This window comes from Cupriavidus oxalaticus (assembly GCF_016894385.1).
Lineage (GTDB): Bacteria > Pseudomonadota > Gammaproteobacteria > Burkholderiales > Burkholderiaceae > Cupriavidus > Cupriavidus oxalaticus.
In genome coordinates this window covers 1,887,560-1,910,631 of sequence record NZ_CP069811.1, presented here as the reverse complement: position 1 = coordinate 1,910,631, position 23,072 = coordinate 1,887,560, and the positions used below count along the sequence as shown (strand labels likewise).

At 65.8% G+C, this 23,072-nt stretch carries 19 protein-coding genes; 14 read left to right on the top strand and 5 right to left on the bottom strand.

The annotated features are described in order from the left end of the window. The first annotated feature begins 24 nt into the window (after positions 1-24). The 7 genes from frc (JTE92_RS08335) (at position 25) to JTE92_RS08305 (ending at position 9,757) form a co-directional block, all read left to right on the top strand. Entirely contained in the window at positions 25-1,257 is a 1,233-nt protein-coding gene (gene frc, locus JTE92_RS08335; RefSeq protein ID WP_063241347.1) for a formyl-CoA transferase, read from the top strand. 230 nt (positions 1,258-1,487) lie between these two features. Then, the gene (locus JTE92_RS08330; RefSeq protein ID WP_063241348.1) at positions 1,488-2,270 is read left to right on the top strand and encodes a fumarylacetoacetate hydrolase family protein; all 783 of its coding nucleotides are present in this window, start codon (positions 1,488-1,490) and stop codon (positions 2,268-2,270) included. Positions 2,271-2,410: 140 nt separating this feature from the next. Beyond that, positions 2,411-3,973: a Re/Si-specific NAD(P)(+) transhydrogenase subunit alpha gene (locus JTE92_RS08325; protein ID WP_063241349.1), complete on the top strand. Its 1,563-nt coding sequence runs from the start codon at positions 2,411-2,413 to the stop codon at positions 3,971-3,973. A 25-nt stretch (positions 3,974-3,998) separates the two neighbouring features. Next, positions 3,999-5,396, top strand: a complete 1,398-nt coding sequence (pntB, locus tag JTE92_RS08320) for a Re/Si-specific NAD(P)(+) transhydrogenase subunit beta (protein ID WP_063241350.1) — start codon at positions 3,999-4,001, stop codon at positions 5,394-5,396. Between the two features lie 740 nt (positions 5,397-6,136). Next, positions 6,137-7,876 (top strand): oxalyl-CoA decarboxylase, encoded by a 1,740-nt coding sequence (gene oxc / locus JTE92_RS08315; RefSeq protein ID WP_063241351.1) that lies wholly within the window; start codon positions 6,137-6,139, stop codon positions 7,874-7,876. A 42-nt stretch (positions 7,877-7,918) separates the two neighbouring features. Beyond that, on the top strand, positions 7,919-9,169 hold the full coding sequence (gene frc, locus JTE92_RS08310; protein ID WP_063241352.1) for a formyl-CoA transferase: 1,251 nt from the start codon (positions 7,919-7,921) through the stop codon (positions 9,167-9,169). 150 nt (positions 9,170-9,319) lie between these two features. Then, positions 9,320-9,757: a PAS domain-containing protein gene (locus JTE92_RS08305; protein WP_063241353.1), complete on the top strand. Its 438-nt coding sequence runs from the start codon at positions 9,320-9,322 to the stop codon at positions 9,755-9,757. Positions 9,758-9,971: 214 nt separating this feature from the next. Here the strand turns inward: JTE92_RS08305 and JTE92_RS08300 are convergent, their stop codons facing one another. After that, positions 9,972-10,490 carry a hypothetical protein gene (locus tag JTE92_RS08300; RefSeq protein WP_063241354.1) on the bottom strand — a complete coding sequence of 173 codons (519 nt, stop codon included), beginning with the start codon at positions 10,488-10,490 and terminating at the stop codon, positions 9,972-9,974. Positions 10,491-10,544: 54 nt separating this feature from the next. Here JTE92_RS08300 and JTE92_RS08295 point away from each other — a divergent pair, with 54 nt between their 5' ends. After that, a complete protein-coding gene (locus JTE92_RS08295; protein ID WP_157096938.1) occupies positions 10,545-10,721 on the top strand; it encodes a hypothetical protein in 177 nt (58 codons plus the stop codon). A 133-nt stretch (positions 10,722-10,854) separates the two neighbouring features. On the opposite strand, the gene JTE92_RS08290 is transcribed toward JTE92_RS08295, so the two are convergent. Beyond that, positions 10,855-11,160, bottom strand: a complete 306-nt coding sequence (locus JTE92_RS08290) for an HAD family hydrolase (protein ID WP_063241355.1) — start codon at positions 11,158-11,160, stop codon at positions 10,855-10,857. 123 nt (positions 11,161-11,283) lie between these two features. Continuing rightward, positions 11,284-12,225: a LysR family transcriptional regulator gene (locus JTE92_RS08285; RefSeq protein ID WP_063241356.1), complete on the bottom strand. Its 942-nt coding sequence runs from the start codon at positions 12,223-12,225 to the stop codon at positions 11,284-11,286. Between the two features lie 290 nt (positions 12,226-12,515). Between JTE92_RS08285 and JTE92_RS08280 the strand changes: the two genes are divergently transcribed. From JTE92_RS08280 to fdhF, 6 genes are all read left to right on the top strand, one after another. Next, complete coding sequence (locus JTE92_RS08280; RefSeq protein ID WP_063241357.1) at positions 12,516-13,439, top strand: LysR family transcriptional regulator; 924 nt, start codon at positions 12,516-12,518, stop codon at positions 13,437-13,439. A gap of 101 nt (positions 13,440-13,540) precedes the next feature. Beyond that, positions 13,541-14,641 (top strand): IS5 family transposase, encoded by a 1,101-nt coding sequence (locus JTE92_RS08275; protein ID WP_063242167.1) that lies wholly within the window; start codon positions 13,541-13,543, stop codon positions 14,639-14,641. Between the two features lie 273 nt (positions 14,642-14,914). After that, positions 14,915-15,133, top strand: coding sequence for a hypothetical protein (locus tag JTE92_RS08270; protein WP_063240681.1), 219 nt, complete (start codon positions 14,915-14,917; stop codon positions 15,131-15,133). Positions 15,134-15,790: 657 nt separating this feature from the next. Then, on the top strand, positions 15,791-17,110 hold the full coding sequence (oxlT, locus tag JTE92_RS08265) for an oxalate/formate MFS antiporter (protein WP_063240680.1): 1,320 nt from the start codon (positions 15,791-15,793) through the stop codon (positions 17,108-17,110). A 180-nt stretch (positions 17,111-17,290) separates the two neighbouring features. Continuing rightward, positions 17,291-19,000, top strand: coding sequence for an NADH-ubiquinone oxidoreductase-F iron-sulfur binding region domain-containing protein (locus tag JTE92_RS08260; protein ID WP_063240679.1), 1,710 nt, complete (start codon positions 17,291-17,293; stop codon positions 18,998-19,000). A 9-nt stretch (positions 19,001-19,009) separates the two neighbouring features. Then, complete coding sequence (gene fdhF / locus JTE92_RS08255; protein WP_063240678.1) at positions 19,010-21,826, top strand: formate dehydrogenase subunit alpha; 2,817 nt, start codon at positions 19,010-19,012, stop codon at positions 21,824-21,826. Between the two features lie 102 nt (positions 21,827-21,928). Here fdhF and JTE92_RS08250 read toward each other — a convergent pair whose 3' ends face one another. Continuing rightward, positions 21,929-22,222 (bottom strand): GYD domain-containing protein, encoded by a 294-nt coding sequence (locus JTE92_RS08250; RefSeq protein WP_063240677.1) that lies wholly within the window; start codon positions 22,220-22,222, stop codon positions 21,929-21,931. Between the two features lie 239 nt (positions 22,223-22,461). After that, a complete protein-coding gene (locus tag JTE92_RS08245; protein WP_063240676.1) occupies positions 22,462-22,983 on the bottom strand; it encodes a MarR family winged helix-turn-helix transcriptional regulator in 522 nt (173 codons plus the stop codon). Positions 22,984-23,072: the final 89 nt, after the last annotated feature.

Genomic DNA, 23,072 nt, shown 5'->3' with positions numbered 1-23,072 from the left:
CAGCGGTTAAAAGGAGACTTCGCAATGGAAACCAAGGCACTGCAAGGTGTTCGCATCCTGGACATGACCCATGTCCAGGCAGGCCCCTCGGCCACGCAGCTGATGGCGTGGCTGGGGGCGGACGTGATCAAGGTGGAGATGCCCGGCCGCGGCGACATTACCCGCAGCCAGCTGCGCGACGTGCCCAACGCCGACAGCCTGTATTTCACCATGCTCAACTCCAACAAGCGCAGCCTGACGCTGAACATGAAGACGCCCGAAGGCAAGGCGCTGCTCGAAGACCTGGTACAGCGCAGCGACGTGCTGATCGAGAACTTCGGGCCCGGCGTGCTGGCGCGCGCCGGCTTCGACTGGGAGCACCTGCAGGACCTGAACCCGCGGCTGGTCTATGCCTCGATCAAGGGCTTCGGCCCGGGGCCGTATGCCGACTGCAAGGCGTATGAAAACGTGGCGCAGTGCATGGGCGGCTCGGCCTCGACCACCGGCGATGCCGAAGGCGTGCCGACCGTGACCGGTGCGCAGATCGGCGACTCGGGCACCGGCATCCATTGCGTGGTCGGCATCCTGGCCGCGCTGCTGCACCGGGAGCACACCGGCCGCGGCCAGCGGGTGGAGGTGGCGATGCAGGATGCGGTGCTGAACCTGTGCCGCGTCAAGCTGCGCGACCAGCAGCGCCTGGACAACGGCCCGCTGCGCGAATACCCCAACCAGGAATTCGGCGACCACGTGCCGCGCGCCGGCAATGCCTCGGGCGGCGGCCAGCCGGGCGCGGCGCTGCGCTGCGCGCCGGGCGGCCCCAACGACTATGTCTACGTCATCATCCAGCCGCAGGGCTGGGAGCCGCTGATGCGCCTGTGCGGCCGCGAGGAGCTGATCACCAACCCGGACTACGCCACGCCGGAAGCGCGGCTCAAGCACCTGGCCGACTGCTTCGCCGTGATCGAGAAATGGACCGGCAAGCTCAGCAAGTTCGACGTGATGGCCGCGCTCAACGAGGTCGATGTGCCGTGCGGCCCGATCCTGTCGATGAAGGACCTGATCGAGGACCAGTCGCTGTACCAGCGCGGCTACCTGGTCGAGCTGGAGCATCCGCAGCGCGGCAACTACGTGCAGCTGGGCTGCCCGATCACGATGTCGGCATCGCCGGTGGAGGTGGAGCGCTCGCCGCTGCTGGGCGAGCATACCGAGGAGATCCTCGAATGGCTGGGCCGCACGCCCGCGCAGATCGCGGCGATGAAGCTGGCCGGCGCGGTATGAGGCGGTAGCCCGGGAGCGGGCGTGTGAGTGTACCGATGTCATTCCCGCGCATACCCCTCCGGGGCACGTGGGCGGGAATCCAGCGTCTCTTGAAGTCACTGGGTTTCCGCCTGCGCGGGAACGACGGGCGGACGCGCCAGCCCTGATCTCACTCCCATTTCCCTTTACAAGATCCTGCAACCGATATCGGCGCAGGCAGGCCCGCCTTTGCCTGCGCAAGGAGCATTGCCGTGCAAACCTGGATACGCTTTCGCCGCGCCGACGGCGGCATCGGCCATGGCCGTCTCGATGGCCCTGACCAGAATCGCGTGGTCGAATACGACAGCGACGGTTTCAACCATCCCGAGCCCACCGGCGCCGTGCACGAACTCGCGGCGCTGGCGCTGGTCGCGCCCTGCGCGCCCGGCAAGGTCGTGGCGCTGTGGAACAACTTCCACGCGCTCGCGCGCAAGCTGGAAAAGCCGGTGCCGACGCACCCGCTGTTCCTGATCAAGCCGGCATCGTCGCTGGCCGGCCCCAACGACGCGGTGCAGCGCCCCAAGAGCTACGACGGCAAGATCGTCTACGAGGGCGAGCTTGGCATCGTCATCGGCAAGAAGGCACGCAATGTGCCGGTGTCGGAAGCCGGCGACCATATCTTCGGCTACACCATCGTCAACGACGTGACCGCGGCCGAGCTGATCACCGCCGATCCCAATTTCCCGCAATGGACGCGCGCCAAGGGCTTCGACACCTTCGGCTGCATCGGCCCGGCCATCGTCACCGGCTTTGACTGGCGCGCCGCCAGCGTGGTGACGCGGCTCGACGGGGTGGAGCGGCAGAACTACCCGCTGTCGGACATGATCTTCTCGCCGGAAGAGCAGGTCAGCCGCATTTCGCAGGACCTGACGCTGATGCCCGGTGACGTGATTGCCGTCGGCACCTCGCTGGGCGTGGGGTCGATGAAGGACGGCGCCGTGGTGGAGGTGTCGATCGCGGGCATCGGCGCGCTGGTCAACCACGTGCGCGGCTGACGGTGCCTGCTTCACGCAACGCCTTCCCGCCCGTCGTCCCCGCGAAGGCGGGGACCCAGTGGCTTTAGCAAGACGCTGGATTCCTGCCTGCGCGGGAATGACCCGGGCATACAAACGGATATCACTAAGTGGTGAAACCCATGCCAATGACGATCGGTGTGCCCCGCGAGGTCCACCCGGGCGAGCGGCGCGTTGCCGCCACCCCGGACTCGGTCAAGGAACTGCTCAAGCTCGGCTACCAGGTCGTGGTAGAGACCGGCGCGGGCCAGGAGGCTTCGTTCTCGGATGACGACTACCGCGCCGCCGGCGCCGCCATCGTCGATGCGGCGAGCCTGTGGGCCTCGGTCGACGTGGTGGTCAAGGTGCGCCCGCCGCAGGTCCACCCCAGCCTGGGCGTGGAAGAGGCGGCGCTGCTGAAGAAGCATGCCACGCTGATCGGCTTTGTCTGGCCGGCGCAGCAGATGCCGATGCTGGAGCGGCTGGCCCAGCGCGGCGCCACCGTGCTGGCGATGGACTGCGTGCCGCGCATCTCGCGCGCGCAGAAGCTGGATGCGCTCAGCTCGATGGCCAATATGGCGGGCTACCGCGCGGTGATCGAGGCCGCGCATGCCTTCGGCCGGCCCTTTGCCGGCCAGATCACCGCCGCGGGCAAGATCCCGCCGGCGCGCGTGCTGGTGATCGGCGCTGGCGTGGCGGGGCTGGCGGCAATCGGTGCAGCGCGCAGCCTGGGCGCGGTGGTGCGCGCCTTCGACACGCGGCCGGTGGTGCGCCAGCAGATCGAGAGCCTGGGCGCCGAGTTCCTGACCGTCGAGATCGAAGAGGACGGCAGCGGCAGCGGCGGCTACGCCAAGGAGATGAGTCCCGCATTCATCGAGGCGGAAATGCGCCTCTTCGCCGAGCAGGCGCGCGAGGTCGACATCATCATCACCACCGCGCTGATTCCGGGCAAGCCGGCGCCGAAGCTGCTGGAAGCCGGGACCGTCGGGCTCATGCGTGCCGGCAGCGTGGTGGTGGACCTGGCCGCCGAGCAGGGCGGCAACTGCGTGCTGACCGTGCCGGGCGACAGCGTGCGCCGTGACGGCGTGACGATCATCGGCTATACCGACCTGCCGAGCCGGATGGCGGCGCAGTCGAGCCAGCTCTACGCCACCAATATCCGCCACCTGCTGACCGAGCTGACGCCGGGCAAGGACGGGCAGCTCGTGGTCAACATGGACGACGAGATGATCCGCGGCGCCACGGTGCAGCACCAGGGCGCGGTGACCTGGCCGCCGCCGCCGCTGACGGTGGCGATCCCGCAGCAGCAGGCGCCGGCCGCGTCGCCGCCGGCGGAGGTGGAAGCAACCCCGCCGCGCCAGCGCACCGGCATGACGCTGGCCGCGCTGGCGCTTGCAGCGATTGCCCTGCTCGCCCTCGGGGCGGTGGCGCCGCCCGCGTTCATGGCGCACTTCACCGTGTTCGTGCTGGCGATCTTCGTCGGCTACCAGGTGGTGTGGAACGTCACCGCCGCGCTGCATACGCCGCTGATGAGCGTGACCAATGCCATCAGCGGGATCATCGTGGTGGGGGCGCTGGTGCAGCTGGGCAAGCCGTCGCTGCTGACGGCGGTGATCGCGGGCTGCGCGGTGCTGGTTGCGACCATCAATATCGCCGGCGGCTTCCTGGTCACGCAGCGCATGCTGAAGATGTTCCAGCGCGACTGAATACAAGGGCAAAGGAGACCGAGCCATGCCTTCCGGAATCAGCAATATCGCTTACCTTGGCGCCAGCGCGCTGTTCATCCTCAGCCTGAGCGGGCTGAGCCATCCTGCCACCGCCAGGCGCGGCAACCTGTTCGGCATCGCCGGCATGGTGATCGCGGTGGTGACCACCGTGCTGGCCGGCACGCCCGACGGCGTCCCCATCATCATCGGCGCGATGCTGGTGGGCGGCATCGCCGGCGCGGTGCTGGCCAGGCGCGTGGAAATGACGCAGATGCCGCAGCTGGTGGCGGTGCTGCACAGCTTCGTCGGCCTGGCCGCGGTGCTGGTCGGCTACGCCAGCTACCTGGAGCCGACCACGCTCGCCGGCGCGGAGAAGGTGATCCACGAGGTGGAGACCTACCTCGGCATCCTGATCGGCGCGGTGACGTTCACGGGCTCGATCATCGCCTTCCTCAAGCTGCAGGGCACCATGGGCGGCAAGCCGATGCTGCTGCCGGGCCGCCATGTGCTCAATGCCGGTGCGCTGCTGGTCTGTATATGGCTGGGCTACAGCTTTCTGAGCGCGCCCGATCCGCAGCAGGGGCTGGTGCCGCTGGCCGCGATGACGGTGATCGCGCTGCTGGTCGGCGCGCACCTGGTGCTGGCCATCGGCGGCGCCGACATGCCGGTGGTGGTGTCGATGCTGAACAGCTACTCCGGCTGGGCGGCGGCGGCGACCGGCTTCATGCTGGGCAACGACCTGCTGATCATCACCGGCGCGCTGGTGGGATCGAGCGGCGCCATCCTCAGCTACATCATGTGCAAGGCGATGAACCGCAAGTTCCTGTCGGTGATCCTGGGCGGCTTCGGCGCGGTGCAGGCGCAGGGTGCGGCGGCGGAGCAGGGCGAGGTGCTGCCGGTGTCGAGCGAGGAAGTCAGCGGCCTGCTCAAGGATGCCAACGAGGTCATCATCGTGCCGGGCTACGGCATGGCGGTGGCGCAGGCGCAGGGCACCATCAGCGAGATCGCGCGGCGGCTGCGTGCACAGGGCGTCAACGTCCGCTTCGGCATCCACCCGGTGGCCGGCCGCTTGCCCGGGCACATGAACGTGCTGCTGGCCGAGGCGCGCGTGCCGTACGACATCGTGCTGGAAATGGAAGAGATCAACGACGACTTCGAGAAGGCCGACGTGGTGCTGGTGGTCGGCGCCAACGACATCGTCAATCCGGGGGCGCTGGAAGATCCCGCCAGTCCGATTGCCGGCATGCCGGTGCTCGAGGTGTGGAAGGCCAAGACGGTGGTGGTGTCCAAGCGCAGCATGGCGGCGGGCTATGCCGGCGTGGACAACCCGCTGTTCTACAAGGACAACACGCGCATGTGGTTCGGCGATGCCAAGGGCAGTGTGGACGCCTTGCTGCGCCAGCTGGAGGAAGCCCCTGCCTGAGCGGTGGTCCGCCGCTCAGGGAACCATCGGACGTTCGCCAGGGGGCTCCCTGCGTTGCCAATGCCAATGCATGCGAGTGCCGTAATGTATAAGCGGTCGTGAATGCACTCGATAAAAAACTTTAAGCCAGCGCGAATTTAGCTTCGGTTAGCATCAATTTGCTGCCGGTTTGCTCCCCTCTCCCGCCTGCGGGAGAGGGGTCGGGGGTGAGGGCCGGCGCTCGTCAAGCATGCTAGCGCGTCACTTCGTGGACGCTCCCGCCTTCTCCCCCAACCCCTCTCCCACTGCGCGGGAGAGGGGAGCGATTCTCTTCAACGGGCAGAATTGCCGCTAATTTTTTGGTATGTAATATATCTAAATGGTGGATGCCTGAATCTCCTAACGCCAGCACATCGGCGGGCAATCTCTTGCCGCAAGCGCATGAATCGCGAAATTCAGGAGTTAGGCTCCTTTAATAGCAGTTGATTGCGAAATTGCTGCGCCGCACGACGAAAGTTTGAGAAATCAGGGGAAATTCTTCTTGCGTCGTTCTGATATATCACATACCGTATGTCATCAAGACCGGTCGAATGCGCCGGCAAAGGTTGAAGCAAGGGGACAGCCCCGCGCACCACGAACACAAGTCGAACGAGGAGACCAAGCATGTCCGAAGTCGTAGCAAAGCGGGCCGAGAGCACCACCGCGGAAGCCTGAAACAGAAGAATTCCAACCCCAGTCAATTTGCATAGAAGGAAGCAACCATGGCAGAAGTCGGAAACGAGCTGCAGCGTCACGCCGCGGAAGAGCATCAGGCACAAACCGATGGTTTTCATCTGGTCATCGACGCGCTGAAGCTGAACGGCATCGAAAACATCTACGGCCTGCCCGGCATTCCGGTCACCGACCTGGCTCGGCTGGCGCAGGCAAACGGCATGCGCGTCATCAGCTTCCGCCACGAGCAGAACGCAGGCAACGCCGCAGCGATTGCCGGCTTTCTGACGCAAAAGCCAGGCGTTTGCCTGACCGTGTCTGCGCCAGGGTTCCTGAACGGGCTCACGGCGCTGGCGCATGCGACCACCAACTGCTTCCCGATGATCCTGATCAGCGGCTCGAGCGAGCGCGAGATCGTCGATCTGCAGCAGGGTGACTACGAAGAGATGGACCAGCTGGCCATCGCCCGTCCGCACGCCAAGGCTGCCTTCCGCGTGCTGCACGCCGAAGACATCGGCGTCGGGATCGCGCGTGCCATCCGTGCCGCCGTGTCGGGCCGCCCGGGCGGTGTGTACCTGGACCTGCCGGCCAAGCTGCTGGGCCAGTCGATGGAAGCCGAGAAGGGCCGCAAGTCGCTGATCAAGGTGGTGGATCCGGCCCCGCGCCAGCTGCCTGCTCCGGACTCGGTCGACCGTGCCGTCGCGCTGCTGAAGAGCGCCAAGCGCCCGCTGATCCTGGTAGGCAAGGGTGCTGCGTACGCACGCGCCGAAGCGGATATCCGCACGCTGGTCGAGAAGACGGGCATTCCGTACCTGCCGATGTCGATGGCCAAGGGCCTGTTGCCCGATACGCACCCGCAATCGGCCTCCGCCGCACGCTCGTATGTGCTGGCCGAAGCCGACGTGGTGCTGCTGGTCGGCGCCCGCCTGAACTGGCTGCTGTCGCACGGCAAGGGCAAGACCTGGGGCAAGCCGAAGCAATTCATCCAGATCGACATCGCGCCGACCGAGATGGACAGCAACGTCGCCATCGCCGCGCCGGTCGTGGGTGACATCGGTTCGTGCGTGTCGGCGATCCTCGACAAGGTCGGCGACGACTTTGCCAGGCCGGGCGCCGACTGGCTGAACGCGGTGGCTGACCGCAGGGACACCAACCTGGCGAAGATGGCCGAGACCCTGGCCAGGTCCAGGGACGCCTCGCCGATGAACTTCCACGGTGCGCTCGGCGTGCTGAAGGATGTGGTCAAGGCCAACCCGAACATCTCGTTCGTCAACGAAGGCGCCAACACGCTGGACTACGCCCGTGCCGTGATCGACATGTACGAGCCGCGCAAGCGCCTGGACGTAGGCACCTGGGGCGTGATGGGCGTGGGCATGGGCTACGCGGTCGCCGCCGCGGTCGAGACCGGCAAGCCGGTGCTGGCGCTGTGCGGTGACAGTGCGTTCGGCTTCTCGGGCATGGAAGTCGAGACGATCTGCCGCTACAACCTGCCGGTCTGCATCGTCATTTTCAACAACAACGGCGTCTACAAGGGGATCGACGTGAATCCGACCGGCGGCAGGGATCCGGCGGTCACGACGTTCGTCCCGGGCGCGCGCTACGACAAGATGATGGAAGCGTTCGGTGGTGTCGGTGCCAATGTCACCACGCCGGCGGAACTCGAAGCCGCGGTAAACGAAGCGCTGCGCTCGGGCAAGCCCACGCTGGTCAACGCCGTCATCGACCCGGCTGCCGGCACCGAAAGCGGTCGCCTGACCAATCTGAATCCGCAAAGCTCGGCCAAGAAGTAATCGATCCGAATTTCACCCCTCTGATCCAATAGGAGAACGAAAGTGAACCTCCCACTGAACGGCATCAAGATCATCGACTTCACGCACGTCCAGGCCGGCCCCGCGTGCACGCAGCTGCTGGCATGGTTCGGCGCAGACGTCATCAAGGTGGAGCGCCCCGGTTCCGGCGACGTGACGCGCACGCAGCTGCGCGACATCCCGGATGTCGACGCGTTGTACTTCACCATGCTCAACTCCAACAAGCGCAGCCTGACGCTGGACACCAAGAAGCCCGAAGGCAAGAAGATCCTGGAGCAGCTGATCCGCGAGTCGGACGTGCTGGTCGAGAACTTCGGCCCGGGTGCGCTGGACCGCATGGGCTTCTCGTGGGAACGCATCAACGAGCTGAACCCGAAGATGATCGTGGCCTCGGTCAAGGGCTTCAGCGACGGCCATCACTATGAAGACCTGAAGGTCTATGAAAACGTGGCGCAGTGCGCGGGCGGTGCGGCGTCGACCACGGGCTTCTGGGATGGTCCTCCCACCGTTTCCGCAGCGGCGCTCGGCGATTCGAACACCGGCATGCACCTGGCCATCGGCATCCTGACCGCGCTGATCGGCCGCGACAAGACCGGCAAGGGCCAGAAGGTGGCCGTGTCGATGCAGGACGCCGTGCTCAACCTGTGCCGCGTCAAGCTGCGCGACCAGCAGCGCCTGGACCGCCTGGGCTTCCTGGAAGAGTATCCGCAGTACCCGCATGGCAGCTTCAGCGACGTGGTGCCGCGCGGCGGCAACGCTGGCGGCGGCGGCCAGCCGGGCTGGGTGCTGAAGTGCAAGGGCTGGGAGACCGACCCCAATGCCTACATCTACTTCACCATCCAGGGCCATGCCTGGGAGCCGATCTGCAAGGCGCTCGGCAAGCCGGAATGGATCGACGATCCCAACTACGCCACCGCCAAGGCACGCCAGCCGCATATCTTCGATATCTTCAACACCATCGAGGAATGGCTCGCCGACAAGACCAAGTACGAGGCGGTGGACATCCTGCGCAAGCATGACATCCCGTGCTCGCCGGTGCTGTCGATGAAGGAGATCGCGGCCGATCCGTCGCTGCGCGCCAGCGGCAGCATCACCGAGGTGCCACACAAGGAGCGCGGCACGTACCTGACGGTGGGCAGCCCGATCAAGTTCTCCGACCTCAAGCCGGAAATCACGGGTTCGCCGCTGCTGGGCGAGCATAGCGAAGAAGTGCTGGCCGGCCTGGGGTACGGCACGGACGACATCAAGCGCCTGCGCGAGTCCCAGGTGATCTGACGCCGCCTGCCCGGCACATGTGCCGGGGCGTACGCCGGGGCCGCGCCAGTTGCGCCGCCCCGGCGTTTTTGCTTGCAGCGCGGCCGCGTGCCGCGCTACCTTGATGGCAACGTACCCCAACCGGCAATGACCGACAGAGAGGGAATCCCCATGCCAGAACCCATCGACTACGCGCAGCTGGTGTCCGCCATCGGCGACGCCATCATCATCTCCGACGCCAAGGGCGCCATCACGCTGTGGAATCCGGCCGCCGAGCGCATGTTCGGCTACACCCAGGCCGAGGCCATGGGCCAGTCGCTCGACCTGATCATTCCCGAACGCCTGCGCGGGCGCCATTGGGAGGGCTATGACAAGACCATGGCCACCGGCATCACGCGCTACGGCCATGACCTGCTCAAGGTGCCGGCCGCCGACAAGAACGGCAAGGCCATGTCGATCGCCTTTACCGTGGCGCTGCTCAAGGATGACGCGGGTGCCATCACCGGGATCGTCGCCGTGATCCGCGACGAGACCGTGCGCTTCCAGGAAGAGCGGGCGCTGAAAAAGCGGCTGGTCGAACTGGAGAGCCAGGTCAAGGAACAGGCCTGAGCGCGCTGTACCCGGGGGGCGGCTTGCCGGCCGCTTTCCGCATTTCGCTTTCGTCCCCGCTCCGGCGTCGGCAACGCCGTTGCAGGCTGGCCGCGGGGCACGCGCACGCAGAGGCCGACGAACAGTGCTTGCCTGGCCGGCACGATCCCATACAGCCGCCGCGTCAGTTCCTGGATGAGTCCGGCGTCGATGCGTAAGTTTTGCAATCGCGGACTCACCGCTTGCGCGCTGCATGCCGCAGCAGCAGTGATCCCAGCGGCAGGGCCAGCCCGAAGGCCAGGTAGACCAGCGCCAGCATGCGCGGCGACAGCCGCCGCTCGAAGCCTGGCGTCAGGCGGTGCGGCGTGTACTTCAGGTCGACCAGGCAGGCCAGGCCTGCCACGCCGAGACCGCCAAGCGCGAGGGTACGCAAGGCGCCACACGCATGGTGCCGAGACACCGCGGTTTCATAGAACACGGCCCAGAACACCGACATTGCATGATGGATCACATAGCCCAGCACGGTATGCCGGACCGACGGACCGTTGGCATGCATGGCGCGCTCGCCCCAGATCCAGTGGCTGACCGCATTGACCGGCGCGAAGGCGCTGCCGCAGTCGACGGTTCCGCCGCAGGCGAGCATGCAGGTGGACACCAGGCTGGCGCAGGTCCCCGAAATCGCGGCGCGACGCAGGATGGTCGGCGCAGCCGCCGGGTGTTGGTGCCCGGTACCGGCGGCTTTATCGGCCGGCATGTCCGTGCGGCGTTGATGGCGAGCAGATTCCATGTGGTGGCGGGCAGGCGGCACATGCCTGAGCTGGGTGCAGCGGAAGCGCCGCACGGCGGCGTCACTGCGATGTCAAGCGAATTTCGTGCCGTCATCCAGGTGGATTCCGCTCGCATCACGGCCGTTGCGGATTGGCTGCGGGTGGTCGCCGGCGTCGATGCGGTGGTCAACCCGGTCGTCCCCGGATCAGGCGGTTGATCCGGAGGACCGCGGATGACGTTGCTACGTGAGCCCCGCGGGGAACGTCCATGCCAGCGTCGGGCCGGCAGTACGCGTCGGAATAAAAAAGGCGAGGCCGCCAATGCGCCTCGCCTGTAACCGATCGGACCGCTCAGTTGAGATGGCCGACCGCGCGCAGGTACTCGTTCTTTTTCTCGAAGATCAGCCCACTGAGGAAGGCCGCATCATAGGCGGCGAGCAGGTGGGCGTGGTGCTCTTCGATATAGCGGGCGACGCGGGCCTTTTCGCATTCGATGCCGCACAGCCATTCGTACATTTCGGCGTCCCAGCGGAAACTCAGGTCCAGTTCGATGAAGGCTGCGTTATAGGCCGCGAGCTGCGTCTCGCGCGGGATGGGCTGGTTGTCGGTGCCGACCGTGATGGCTGCGGGGCGGCTGTCAGTCTGGACCTGGTTCATGGCTTGTCTCCTCGATGCGCTGTAGCGGTGGGGTTGAGACAAGCATAGGGAGGGCGAACGATTTACGATAATTAAAGTTTCATCGACTAATCATAAGTAATCATTTATGGATTGGGCGAGGAGCTAGGCTTCCACGCGAATCAGGCCTTCCACACCCGTAATCCGCTGGATCAGTCCGGCGCCTTCCTCCATCAGGAACTGCTTGAACGCCAGCGCCACCGGGGGCAGCCGCTTGTTCTTGCGATGCACGACGTACCAGTTGAGCATCACCGGAAAGCCCTCGATATCGAGCACCGCCAGCTTCCCCGCCTGCAGTTCGAGCCCGACCGTGTGCGCCGACAGGAAGGCGATGCCCATGTTGGCGATCACCGCCTGCTTGATGGTCTCCGTGCTCTTGATCTCCATGGCGATGCGCAGGTTGGACAGCCGTCCGGCAAAGCCTTCCTGCATCGAATTCCAGGTATCAGACCCCTTTTCACGCGAAACGAAGGCCTCGTCGGCCAATGCCGCCAGCGGGACGTTGCGCTTGCCGACCAGCGGATGGCTGGGCGCCGCGACGATGACGTAAGGGTGGGGCGCGAAGGCTTCATTGATGGTGTCCATGCCTTCCGGCGGACGCACCATCACCGCGAGGTCGGTCAGGTTGCCGGCCAGCTGGTGCAGCAATTCCTCGCGGTTGTGCACGGCAAGATTCAGCGTCACGCCCTCATGGCGCTCCATGAATTCCGCCAGCAGCCGCGGAAAGAAATAATCGCCGGCGCTGATCACCGCCACGTTGAGGCGCCCGCCGGAGATGCCCTTGAGCTGCGACATGGCGTCTTCGGCCTCGCGGAACTGCTGGATGATGCTGCGGCTGTAGTGCAGCATCTCGTGCCCGGCCGGCGTCAGGTAGATTTTCTTGCCGAGCTGCTCGAACAGCGGCAGGCCGACATGGTGTTCCAGCTGCCGGACCTGGGTCGACACGGCCGGCTGCGTCAGGTGCAGCTCCTCGGCGGCGCGCGAAAAGCTCATGTGGCGGGCGACGGTTTCAAAGACCTTCAGTTGCCGCAGCGTGGCGTTCCTCATTCAATCGTTCCGTGCAATATATAAACGGTCATCAATACAAACGATAAAAAACTTTATGCAGTCCTGATCTTAGATTCAAGTAGCATCAATCCCGGTTTTGCTTGCCGCCATGTCAGGCACCGATCTCAAAATCGATACCCCATCACAACGATGGCTGCACACAGCCACGCCCCCATCAAGGAGACTGCCATGACCGGACCGCATGCATCGGTGCCCGCACCGCGACATCCCGCCGCGCCCGACCACGGGTTGCGCCTGAGCCACACCGTCGCGTGTCAGGGAGGGCGGCCATGAACATCTCGCTGCCCCAACTGAAGGCCTTTGCCGCGGTGGCACGGCACAAGAGCTTTACGCGCGCGGCCGCCGAGCTCGGCCTGACGCAGTCCGCGGTGAGCCGCAGCGTGCGCGAGCTCGAAGAAGAAATCGACCAGCGCCTGTTCGACCGCACCACGCGCCAGGTGGAACTGACCGAAGCCGGCCTGCACCTGTCGCAGCGCATCTGCCACCTGATCGAGGAGGTCGAGCAGACGCTGCGCGACAGCCAGAGCGCGAGCCGTCCGTGCCAGGGCCTGGTGCAGATCGCGTCGGACCCGGTGCTCAGCTCGATGTCTCTGCCGGCGTGGCTGGCAGGCTGCCGGCAGGCCTGGCCCGCGATCGCGATCCACCTGAAGGACCGCTCGCAGGAATCGGTGCTGCAGAGCGTGCGCAGCGGCGAGGTCGACTTCGGCATCACCACCGATCCGCACGCCGCCGATGACCTGTACTGCGAGCCGCTGTGCATCGACCCGTATCACGCCGTGCTGCCCGCGCAGCATCCGCTGGCCGCGCGCGACACGGTAGGGTGGGGCGAGCTCAGCGATGCCAGCGTGCTGACGCTGGACCAGCAGTGCGGCATGCAGCCGGCGGTGGAGAAGGCGCTCAGCAGCTACCACGTGCGCACCAGTTCGCTGCAGCTGCTCGGGCACTTTGCCGCGGTGTTCGGCATGGTTGCGCTGGGGCTTGGCATTGGCGTCGTGCCGTCGCGCGCGCAGGCGGGCGGCCTGAACCCGGCCGCCGTGATGCGGCCATTGCGGCCGCAGGTGACGTCGACCGTCATGCTGGTGCGGCGCAAGAGCCGGTCGCTGAAGCCAAATGCCGCCGCCATCTGGGAAGCGTTGCACGGGCTGGAGTATGAAGCCCCGACCGCTTCGCGCCGGGATCCCGCCACCGTCTGATGGCACGCGACAGTTAACAGGCTGCTGAAATACCTCCAGCGGAAGTCAGCGCGACAGCCGGGTGAAGCGTTGATTTGAGGATCCCATCCAACCTCACATTTATGCGCGGCGCAGACACCTTCTCCGAAAGCCTGTTCACCATGCGGAGGCTGGATGATTTCGTGCCAAAGTCCCACCCGCTGCGCTCGATCCGCACTATGGCCAACCTGGCGCTGGTGAAGATGAACCGGTTGTTCGCGCAGATGTACGAGGCCGACATTAAGGGCGGCCGGCCCAGCATCGCGCCGGAGAAGTTGCTGCGGGCCATGCTGCTGCAGGTGCTCTACAGCATTCGCTCCGAACGCCAGCTCATGGAGCAGACGCAATACAACCTGCTGTTTCGCTGGTTCATCGGGCTGTCGATGGACGATACAGTTTGGGTGCCCACGGTCTTTACCAAGAACCGCGAACGGCTGATCAAGCATGATGCGGTGATCGAGTTCTTCAACGAAGTGCTGGCCATCGCGCAGAAGAAGGACTGGCTGTCGGGCGAGCACTTCAGCGTCGACGGCACGCTGATTCAAGCGTGGGCGGGCCACAAGAGCTTCGTGCGCAAGGATGGCGGCGACGAAGACGACAACGACGGCGCCAACTTCAAGGGTCGCAAGCGCGGCAACGACACGCACGAGTCCAAGACCGATCCCGATGCCAGGCTCTACCGCAAGGGCAAGACCGCCAGTGCACTGCGCTACATGGGTCATACCCTGAGCGACAACCGCCACGGCCTGGTGGTGAGCGCGATGGTCACCAATGCGGACGGACATGCCGAGCGCGAGGCCGCCAAAGTCATGCTAAATGATGCCAGGCAGGTGGCTGAGGACCTGGATGTGGAAGTCACCGTGGGCGCGGATAAGGGCTACGACGCCGAAGAATTCATTCAGGCATGCCTGGAGATGAAGGTGACGCCCCACGTGGCACAGAACACCTCGGGGCGGCGCTCGGCCGTTCCGGACGAGATCGCCAACAGCACCGGTTATGCGATCTCGCAGCAGAAGCGCAAGTTGATCGAACAAGGCTTTGGCTGGGCCAAGACCGTGGGGCGCATGCGCCATGTGATGGTGCGCGGCCTGAAGAAGGTTGACCAGATGTTTGTGCTGAGCATGGCCGCCTACAACCTCGTGCGCATGCGCTCGCTGGGACAAATCCGTCCGCAGTTGCCGTAATCGCGGTAATGAGGCCGGAATCAGGTACCAAATCGCTGATAAAGTCGATGCAGTGACGTTCGGCTTCCGGATTGTGAAAAATCACAAACCAATCAGCCTTGCAGGGGAAGCTTCGCCGCTTGCGCGGCGAGTACTTCAGCAGCCTGTTAAAGCAACCGCCGCTGTTGTATTGGAGCAAAACCTCTATTGATATATTACATACAGGATATTTACACATAGTGCGGCGCAGCATATAATGAAAACTCCTGACTACAACGCAACTGGAGTTTTCAAATGGAAGTCGCACTGCTCTTCGTCCTTGGCCTGGCCGCGCTTGCCGGCGGTGTTGCCATGACCATCCTGCTCGCTACGCGCCTGCCGATGGACGTGCTGGTGACCGCGCAGGAACATGGCCGCTTTGCCGGACTGGGATCGGACCAGGCAAGCGACGGCATGGGCCGCGCACGCCAAGCGCGTGCCGTGCCCGCTGCCGGCGAACTGGCCTACGCCTGATCCGCGCTGCGAGCGCATGCTGACAAGGATGTAGCGGCCGGCATCCCTTGTCGCCCAAGCCTTTCGTCGCAAGCGAGGCTTGACGATCCCACGGCCGCCATCTCTCCCTCCTGCCGTGCGCTGTCCTGCGCGCGATCCTGCTGCTGAACCGCTCTGGCGTTCCGCCACGCCTTCCCCGCTGGCGCTTGCTTCCCGCTGTCTTCCCCTCTGTCCCTTGTCAGAACCCAGCACCCGGCATTCCAGCCTGTCGAGCCAAGCGGAAGTCACGTTGTTTCAAATGTATCAAACTAGGGACTTTCCCCAACTGAGCGCTTTCCCGATTTCCCTGTGCCCCAATCCCCGGCATGCTGATGGTTGCCACCGGCGCGGGATTGATGCGCCGACTCAAGGCAACTGCTTGATTTCCAAGGATTCCCGGTACCAGCGGCACGGCCGTTGACGCGTCGCGGGCAATAGTGGCGCCGCAGCATCGGCCATGCCGGCGTGGATTGCGGACAGGTTTGCTGCAGAGCCGCAACGAATGCGCTTGACTTGTGTGATATATCACATACCGTATAGCACTAGAGCGGCTAAGCTGTTCGAGACCGAGAGTCACGCAGAGGCGTCTTCAGGCGCCCAATCTTCCACCTTGGCGGCTTGCCGCTATAAGGAGACATCATGGAACTGCAGCAAAGGGAGTCCACGTCGCGCTTTGCGTCGCCGTGGGTGCAATTGGTCTTTGGCGTGATCTGCATGGCGATGATCGCCAACATGCAGTACGGCTGGACGCTGTTCGTCAACCCGATCGACGACAAATACCACTGGGGCCGCACCGCGATCCAGGTGGCATTCACCATCTTCGTCGTGACGGAAACCTGGCTGGTACCGATCGAGGGCTACCTCGTCGACAAGTACGGCCCGCGCCCGGTAGTGGTGGGCGGCGGGTTGCTGTGCGCCATCGCGTGGGCGCTGAACTCGGTGGCGTCCTCGCTGCCGATGCTGTACTTCGCGGCCGCAATCGGCGGCGTGGGTGCCGGCGCGGTCTACGGCACCTGCGTGGGCAATGCGCTCAAGTGGTTCCCCAACCGGCGCGGGCTGGCGGCGGGCATTACCGCAGCAGGCTTTGGCGCTGGTTCCGCGATGACCGTGGTGCCGATCGCCAACATGATCAAGACCTCGGGCTATGAAGCCACCTTCCTGTGGTTCGGGCTGGGGCAGGGCCTGATCGTCTTCATCCTCGGCCTGGCCCTGTATCCGCCGTCGGCCAGGATCCTGAGCGAGGTCAAGACCACGCTCAAGGCCGCCGCGACCTACAACGCCACGCCGCGCCAGGTGCTGAAGTCGCCGATCTTCTGGATCATGTACGCCATGTTCGTGATGATGGCCGCCGGCGGGCTGATGGCCACCGCGCAGTTGGGCCCGATCGCCAAGGACTTCGGCCTGCATGACTCGCCGGTGTCGATCCTCGGCCTGACGCTGCCCGCGCTGACCTTCGCGCTGACCATCGACCGCGTGCTCAACGGCCTGACCCGCCCGTTCTTCGGCTGGATCTCCGACCATATCGGCCGCGAGCGCACCATGTTCTTCGCCTTCGCGGTGGAGGCGGTCGGCATCCTGCTGCTGTCCAAGTACGGCCACAACCCGGTGGCGTTCGTGGTGCTGACCGGCATCGTGTTCTTTGCCTGGGGTGAGATCTACAGCCTGTTCCCGGCCACCTGCGGCGATACCTTCGGTCCCAAGTTCGCCGCCACCAACGCCGGCTTGCTGTACACCGCCAAGGGCACGGCTGCGTTGCTGGTGCCGTTCTCCAGCGTGATCACCGCCGCCACCGGCGACTGGCACGCGGTGTTCATGCTCGCCTCCGGCATGGCGGCGCTGTCGGCGGTGCTGGCGCTGTTCGTGCTCAAGCCGATGCGTGAAGCCCATGCCCGCAAGTATGTCCACGCCAATACCGCGGCGCCGATGGGCTATCGTGCCGTGCAGGAAGACCTGACCTGATGAAGAGAGCCTTGCGGCGCCCGTGGGCGCCGGCAGTATCCGGGGCGGGCGGCCGCGATCCCTGCACGGCCGCCCGCTCCGGTAGCACAATACGAGAAAAATGAAGCACGACAGGAAGGTGGCCCGCACCGCACCTTCCTGATCGGCCATCCGACATCCACAAAAGATCCAGGCAGCGCCATGAACCAGGTTGTCATCCCCCTCGAGGCGACAGGGCTCGGCCGGCAGCGCAAGCGCCGCCAGCCCAAGGGCCGCCAGGTCGACGCGGCCGCGCTGGCCGAAGTGCGCGTGGCGCTGGGCGACATGCCGCGCCGCCGCGACCTGCTGATCGAGCACCTGCACCGCATCAACGACCGCTACGGCCAGCTTGCCATGCCGCACCTGGTGGCGCTCGCGAGCGAGCTGAGGCTGTCGATGACCGAGGTGTACGAGGTCGCCAGCTTCTACCACCATTTCGACGTGGTCCGCGAGGACGCGGATGGACAGATCGCCGCGCCGCCCGCGCTGACAGTGCGCGTGTGCGAAGGCATCGCCTGCGAGCTGGCAGGTGCCCGGGCCCTGATCGACAAGCTGCCCGCGTTGCTCGGCACCGACGTGCGCGTGGTTGCCGCGCCCTGCATCGGCCGTTGCGAGAAAGCGCCGGCGGCGCTGGTGGGGCAGAACCCCGTGGACGGTGCGACCGCCGATACGGTTGCCGCCGCGGTGCAGGCCAGGGCCGTGCGTCATGAGCCCGAGCCCCATATCGGCTACGGCGCGTACCGTGCAGCCGGCGGCTATGGGCTGCTGCAGTCGCTTGCCGACGGCACCCTCGATCCCGCCGCCGTGCTCTGCACGATGGAAGATTCCGGCCTGCGCGGCCTGGGCGGCGCGGGCTTTCCCGCCGGCCGCAAATGGCGCATCGTGCAGAAGGAACCGGCACCGCGCCTGATGGCCGTGAATATCGACGAAGGCGAGCCAGGCACCTTCAAGGACCGTGTCTACCTCGAGCGCGATCCGCACCGCTTCCTGGAAGGCATGCTGATCGCGGCGACGGTGGTCAACGTGTCGGCGATCTACATCTACCTGCGCGACGAATATGCCGGCTGCCGCGCGCTGCTGGCCGAGGCACTGCGGCAGCTGCGCGACGACCCGCCCATTCCGGGCCTGCCCGCGATCGAGCTGCGCCGCGGTGCCGGCGCGTATATCTGCGGCGAAGAGTCGGCCATGATCGAGTCGATCGAAGGCAAGCGCGGCATGCCGCGGCTGCGCCCGCCGTATGTGGCGCAGGTCGGCCTGTTCGGCCGGCCCACGCTCGAGCACAACTTCGAGACCCTGTACTGGGTGCGCGACATCATCGAGAAGGGGGCGGAGTGGTTCGCCTCGCAGGGGCGCAACGGGCGCAAGGGTTTGCGCTCGTTCTCGGTATCGGGGCGCGTGAAGAAGCCGGGCGTTCACCTGGCGCCAGCGGGCATCACCGTGCGCGAGCTGATCGACGAATACTGCGGCGGCATGCTCGATGGCCATGCGTTCTACGCCTACCTGCCGGGCGGCGCGTCGGGCGGCATCCTGCCCGCGTCGATGGGCCATATCCCGCTCGATTTCGACACGCTGCAGCCGTACGGCTGCTTTATCGGCTCGGCCGCGGTGGTGATCCTGTCCGACCACGACAGCGTCACGCAGGCGGCGCGCAACCTGATGCACTTCTTCAAGCATGAGTCGTGCGGGCAATGCACGCCGTGCCGCACCGGCACGGCCAAGGCGCTCGACCTGATCCATCAGCCGAAGTGGGACCTCGCAGCGCTGGACGACCTGTCCGCGGTGATGCGCGATGCATCGATCTGCGGACTGGGGCAGGCCGCGCCCAATCCCGTCGACTGCGTGATCAGGTACTTCCCGCACGAACTTGGGTGAGAGACTGACATGAACGCACTGACCCGCGCCGAACGCGCGCTTGTCGAATCCGCCGAGCCGGCCGTCACCTTCACGCTCAACGGCCGCGAAGTCACCGCTCAGCCCGGCGAAAGCCTGCTCAAGGTGGCGCAGCGCGAAGGCTTCGACGTCCCGCACCTGTGCTACAAGGACGGCCTGGAACCGGCCGGCAACTGCCGCGCCTGCATGGTCGAGATCCAGGGCGAGCGCGTGCTGGCCCCGTCCTGCTGCCGCTATCCCGCCGACGGCATGCAGGTGCAGACCGAATCCGAACGCGCCCGCCGCGCCCAGCGCACCGTGCTGGAGCTGCTGCAGTCGGACATGCCGGAAACGGAATACACGCGCCACAACGAGCTAGACCAGTGGGCAGCGAAGCTGGAGGTCGGCAAGCCGCGCTTTGCCCCGCGCGAACGCGTGGCGGCAGACCTGTCGCACCCGGCCATCGCCGTCAACCTCGATGCCTGCATCCAGTGCACCCGCTGCCTGCGCGCCTGCCGCGACGAGCAGGTCAATGACGTCATAGGCCTGGCCCTGCGCGGCGATGAAGCCCGCATCGTGTTCGACATGGACGACCCGATGGGCGCCTCCACCTGCGTCGCCTGCGGCGAATGCGTGCAGGCCTGCCCGACCGGCGCACTGATGCCGGCGCGCGACGTGGCCCTGGCCGTTCCCGACAAGCAGGTCGAATCGGTGTGCCCGTATTGCGGCGTGGGCTGCCAGCTCACCTACAACGTCAAGGACAACCGCATCCTGTTCGTGGAAGGCCGCGACGGTCCCGCCAACCACCAGCGGCTGTGCGTGAAGGGCCGCTACGGCTTCGACTACGTACAGCACCCGCAGCGGCTGCCCGTGCCGCTGGTGCGCCGCGCAGGCGTGCCCAAGCGCGGCGATTTCGTCATGGACCCGGACCACGTGATGGACGTGTTCCGCGAAGCCAGCTGGGAAGAGGCGCTGGCGCTCGCCGGCGGCAGGCTCGCGCAGATCCGCGACACGCACGGCAAGCGCGCGCTGGCGGGCTTCGGCTCGGCCAAGGGCAGCAACGAAGAGGCCTACCTGTTCCAGAAGCTGGTGCGCACCGGCTTCGGCAGCAACAACGTCGACCATTGCACGCGGCTGTGCCATGCCTCGTCGGTGGCGGCGCTGCTGGAAGGCATCGGCTCGGGCGCGGTGTCCAATCCGGTGATGGACGTCGACAAGGCCGAGGTCGTGATCGTGATCGGTGCCAACCCGACCGTGAACCATCCTGTCGCAGCCAGCTGGATCAAGAATGCCGTGAAGAACGGCACCAGGCTGATCGTGGCCGATCCGCGCCGCTCCGACCTGGCGCGCTTCGCCTGGCGCTTCCTGCAGTTCACGCCCGATGCCGACGTGGCGCTGCTCAACGCGATGATGCATGTGATCGTCAGCGAGGGCCTGGTGGACCGCGACTTCATCGACAGCCGCACCATCGGCTTCGACGAACTGCAGCGCAATGTCGCCGCGTACAGCCCCGAGCTGATGGCGCCGATCTGCGGCATCGACGCCGGGACCATCCGCGAAGTCGCCCGGCTCTATGCCACCTCGAAGGCATCGATGATCCTGTGGGGCATGGGCATATCGCAGCACGTGCATGGCACCGACAACGCGCGCTGCCTGATCGCGCTGGCGCTGATGACCGGCCAGATCGGCCGGCCCGGCACGGGGCTGCATCCGCTGCGCGGGCAGAACAACGTGCAGGGCGCGTCCGACGCGGGGCTGATCCCGATGATGTATCCCGACTACCGGCGCGTCGACGATCCGGTGGCGATCGCCAGCTTCGAGGCGCTATGGGGCATGCCGCTCGACCGCCAGCCGGGCCTGACCGTGGTGGAGGTCATGCAGGCGATCGAGCGCGGCGAAGTGCGCGGCATGTACATCATGGGCGAGAACCCGGCGATGTCCGACCCCGACGCCGAGCATGCGCGCGAGGCGCTCGCGTCGCTCGATCACCTGGTGGTGCAGGACATCTTCCTGACCGAGACGGCTTACCTGGCGGACGTGGTGCTGCCGGCATCGGCGTTCCCGGAAAAGACCGGCACCTTCACCAACACCGACCGCACCGTGCAGCTCGGGCGGCAGGCGCTCGATCCACCCGGGCAGGCGCGGCAGGACCTGTGGATCATCCGGCAGATGGCGGCGCAGCTCGGCCTGGACTGGCACTACGACAGCGTCGTGGACGTGTTCAACGAGATGCGCAAGGCGATGCCGAGCATCGGCGGCGTGACCTGGGAACGGCTGGAGCGCGAACATGCGGTGACGTATCCGTGCACGGAAGAGGGCGATCCGGGCGAGCCCGTGATTTTCACGGACGGCTTCCCGACCGCCACCGGCCGTGGCCGCTTCGTGCCCGCCGACATCATTCCGGCTGCGGAGCGCCCTGATGTGGACTACCCCATGGTGCTGATCACCGGGCGCCAGCTGGAGCACTGGCATACCGGCAGCATGACGCGTCGCGCCGGCGTGCTCGATGCGATCGAGCCGGACCCGGTGGCGCTGGTGCATCCGCTGGATCTCGATGCACTGGGCGGCAAGCCCGGGGATGTGGTCACGCTGTCGTCGCGCCGCGGCGAAGTCACGCTGTATGCGCGCGCCGATGCCGGCACGCCGCGCGGCGCCGTGTTCGTGCCGTTCTGCTACTACGAAGCGGCGATCAACAAGCTGACCAACGCGGCGCTGGACCCGTTCGGCAAGATTCCCGAGTTCAAGTATTGCGCGATCAGGATGACGCTGGGCGGGCAGGTGCCGGTGCAGTCGAGCTATGGGGGCGGGCAGATATTGGAGGCTGTTTAGGGTTTGAGGGCTGTGGCTATTGACGCGCCGGCCCTCTCCCCCGGCCCCTCTCCCGCGCGCGGGAGAGGGGAGCAAACAAGTGGGCGGGGACGTTCAGGGATCTCAACCCATCTTGCCGAGGATCGCCTGCATCTCGTCGGCATCGAACGCCCGCAGCGTCTGCGTGCGCACATTACCCAGCGCCCCGACCGCCAGGCCGAACGCGGTCATGCTGGCGTCATCCTGGGCCTCGACGGTCAGCACGACGTCGTATTTGCCCAGTGTCCAGTAGATGTCTTTCATCTGCACCCCGAAGCGCGCGCCCATCTCGCGCACCGCGGCGGCGCGCTTGGTGGTGTCCTTGACAGCGCGGATGCCCTGGTCGGTAAAGTTGGCTAGCACGATATAGCGGGTCATGGCGGGATCTCCGGTAAAGGATCGATCGAACGCCGTCCCGGCTGCGCGTACGCAACCCATGGCAGCAAGCCGGGGCAGTGGTTCAGGACCTCCCGGCGCAGCACCGGGGCGCCTGAGCAATCCCATGCCGATGCATATCGCGCGCCAGCGGCCATGGCGCGCCGCGTAGCGGGAGATGCCGCAGTGCCGGCCGCCGCGTGGCGGCCCGGTGTGTATCAGCCCTGATACCGCGGCCCGCCTCAGTCCTGCGTCGGGCCGCTTTCGCCACCTTCCGGCGTATCCAGCGCGCGCATGTTGTCCAGCAGCTTCAGCAGGTAATGCAGCGTATGCGTCAGGTCGTTGGTCGAGAACCCGTCCAGCGCCTGCTCGTAGTACTGCCGGATCTTCGGCTGCGCCTGGTGCAGCCACACTTCGCGGCCCGGCTCGCTCATCCGCACCAGCCGCGAGCGGCGGTCGCGCCCGTCCGGCGCCAGCGTCACATGACCGTCCCGTTCCATCCGGCTGACCAGCCCGGACAGGTTCTGGCGGCTCACCATCAGGTAGCGCGCCAGGTCGCCGACGCTCATGCCATCGGCGGCTTCCGGACGCGACAGCGCGCCCAGCACTGCCCACTGCTGCGTTGTCAGGCCTTCGGCTTCGACCGCTCGCGATCCTGTTTTATGCAACATGTTTGCGCATTGGTAGAGGCGGAAGAACAGCCGGTTGGCCAGTTCCGCGCGGGCGCTGGTAGGGAGTTCGCCTTTCTTTTCGGGGTTAACCATAGTCATTTCCACGGTATTGATGCCTTGCGCCAGCCGTCGACCGCTCCTATTATACGTCAATATATTTACGTAAATGACGGGGCAGGTGG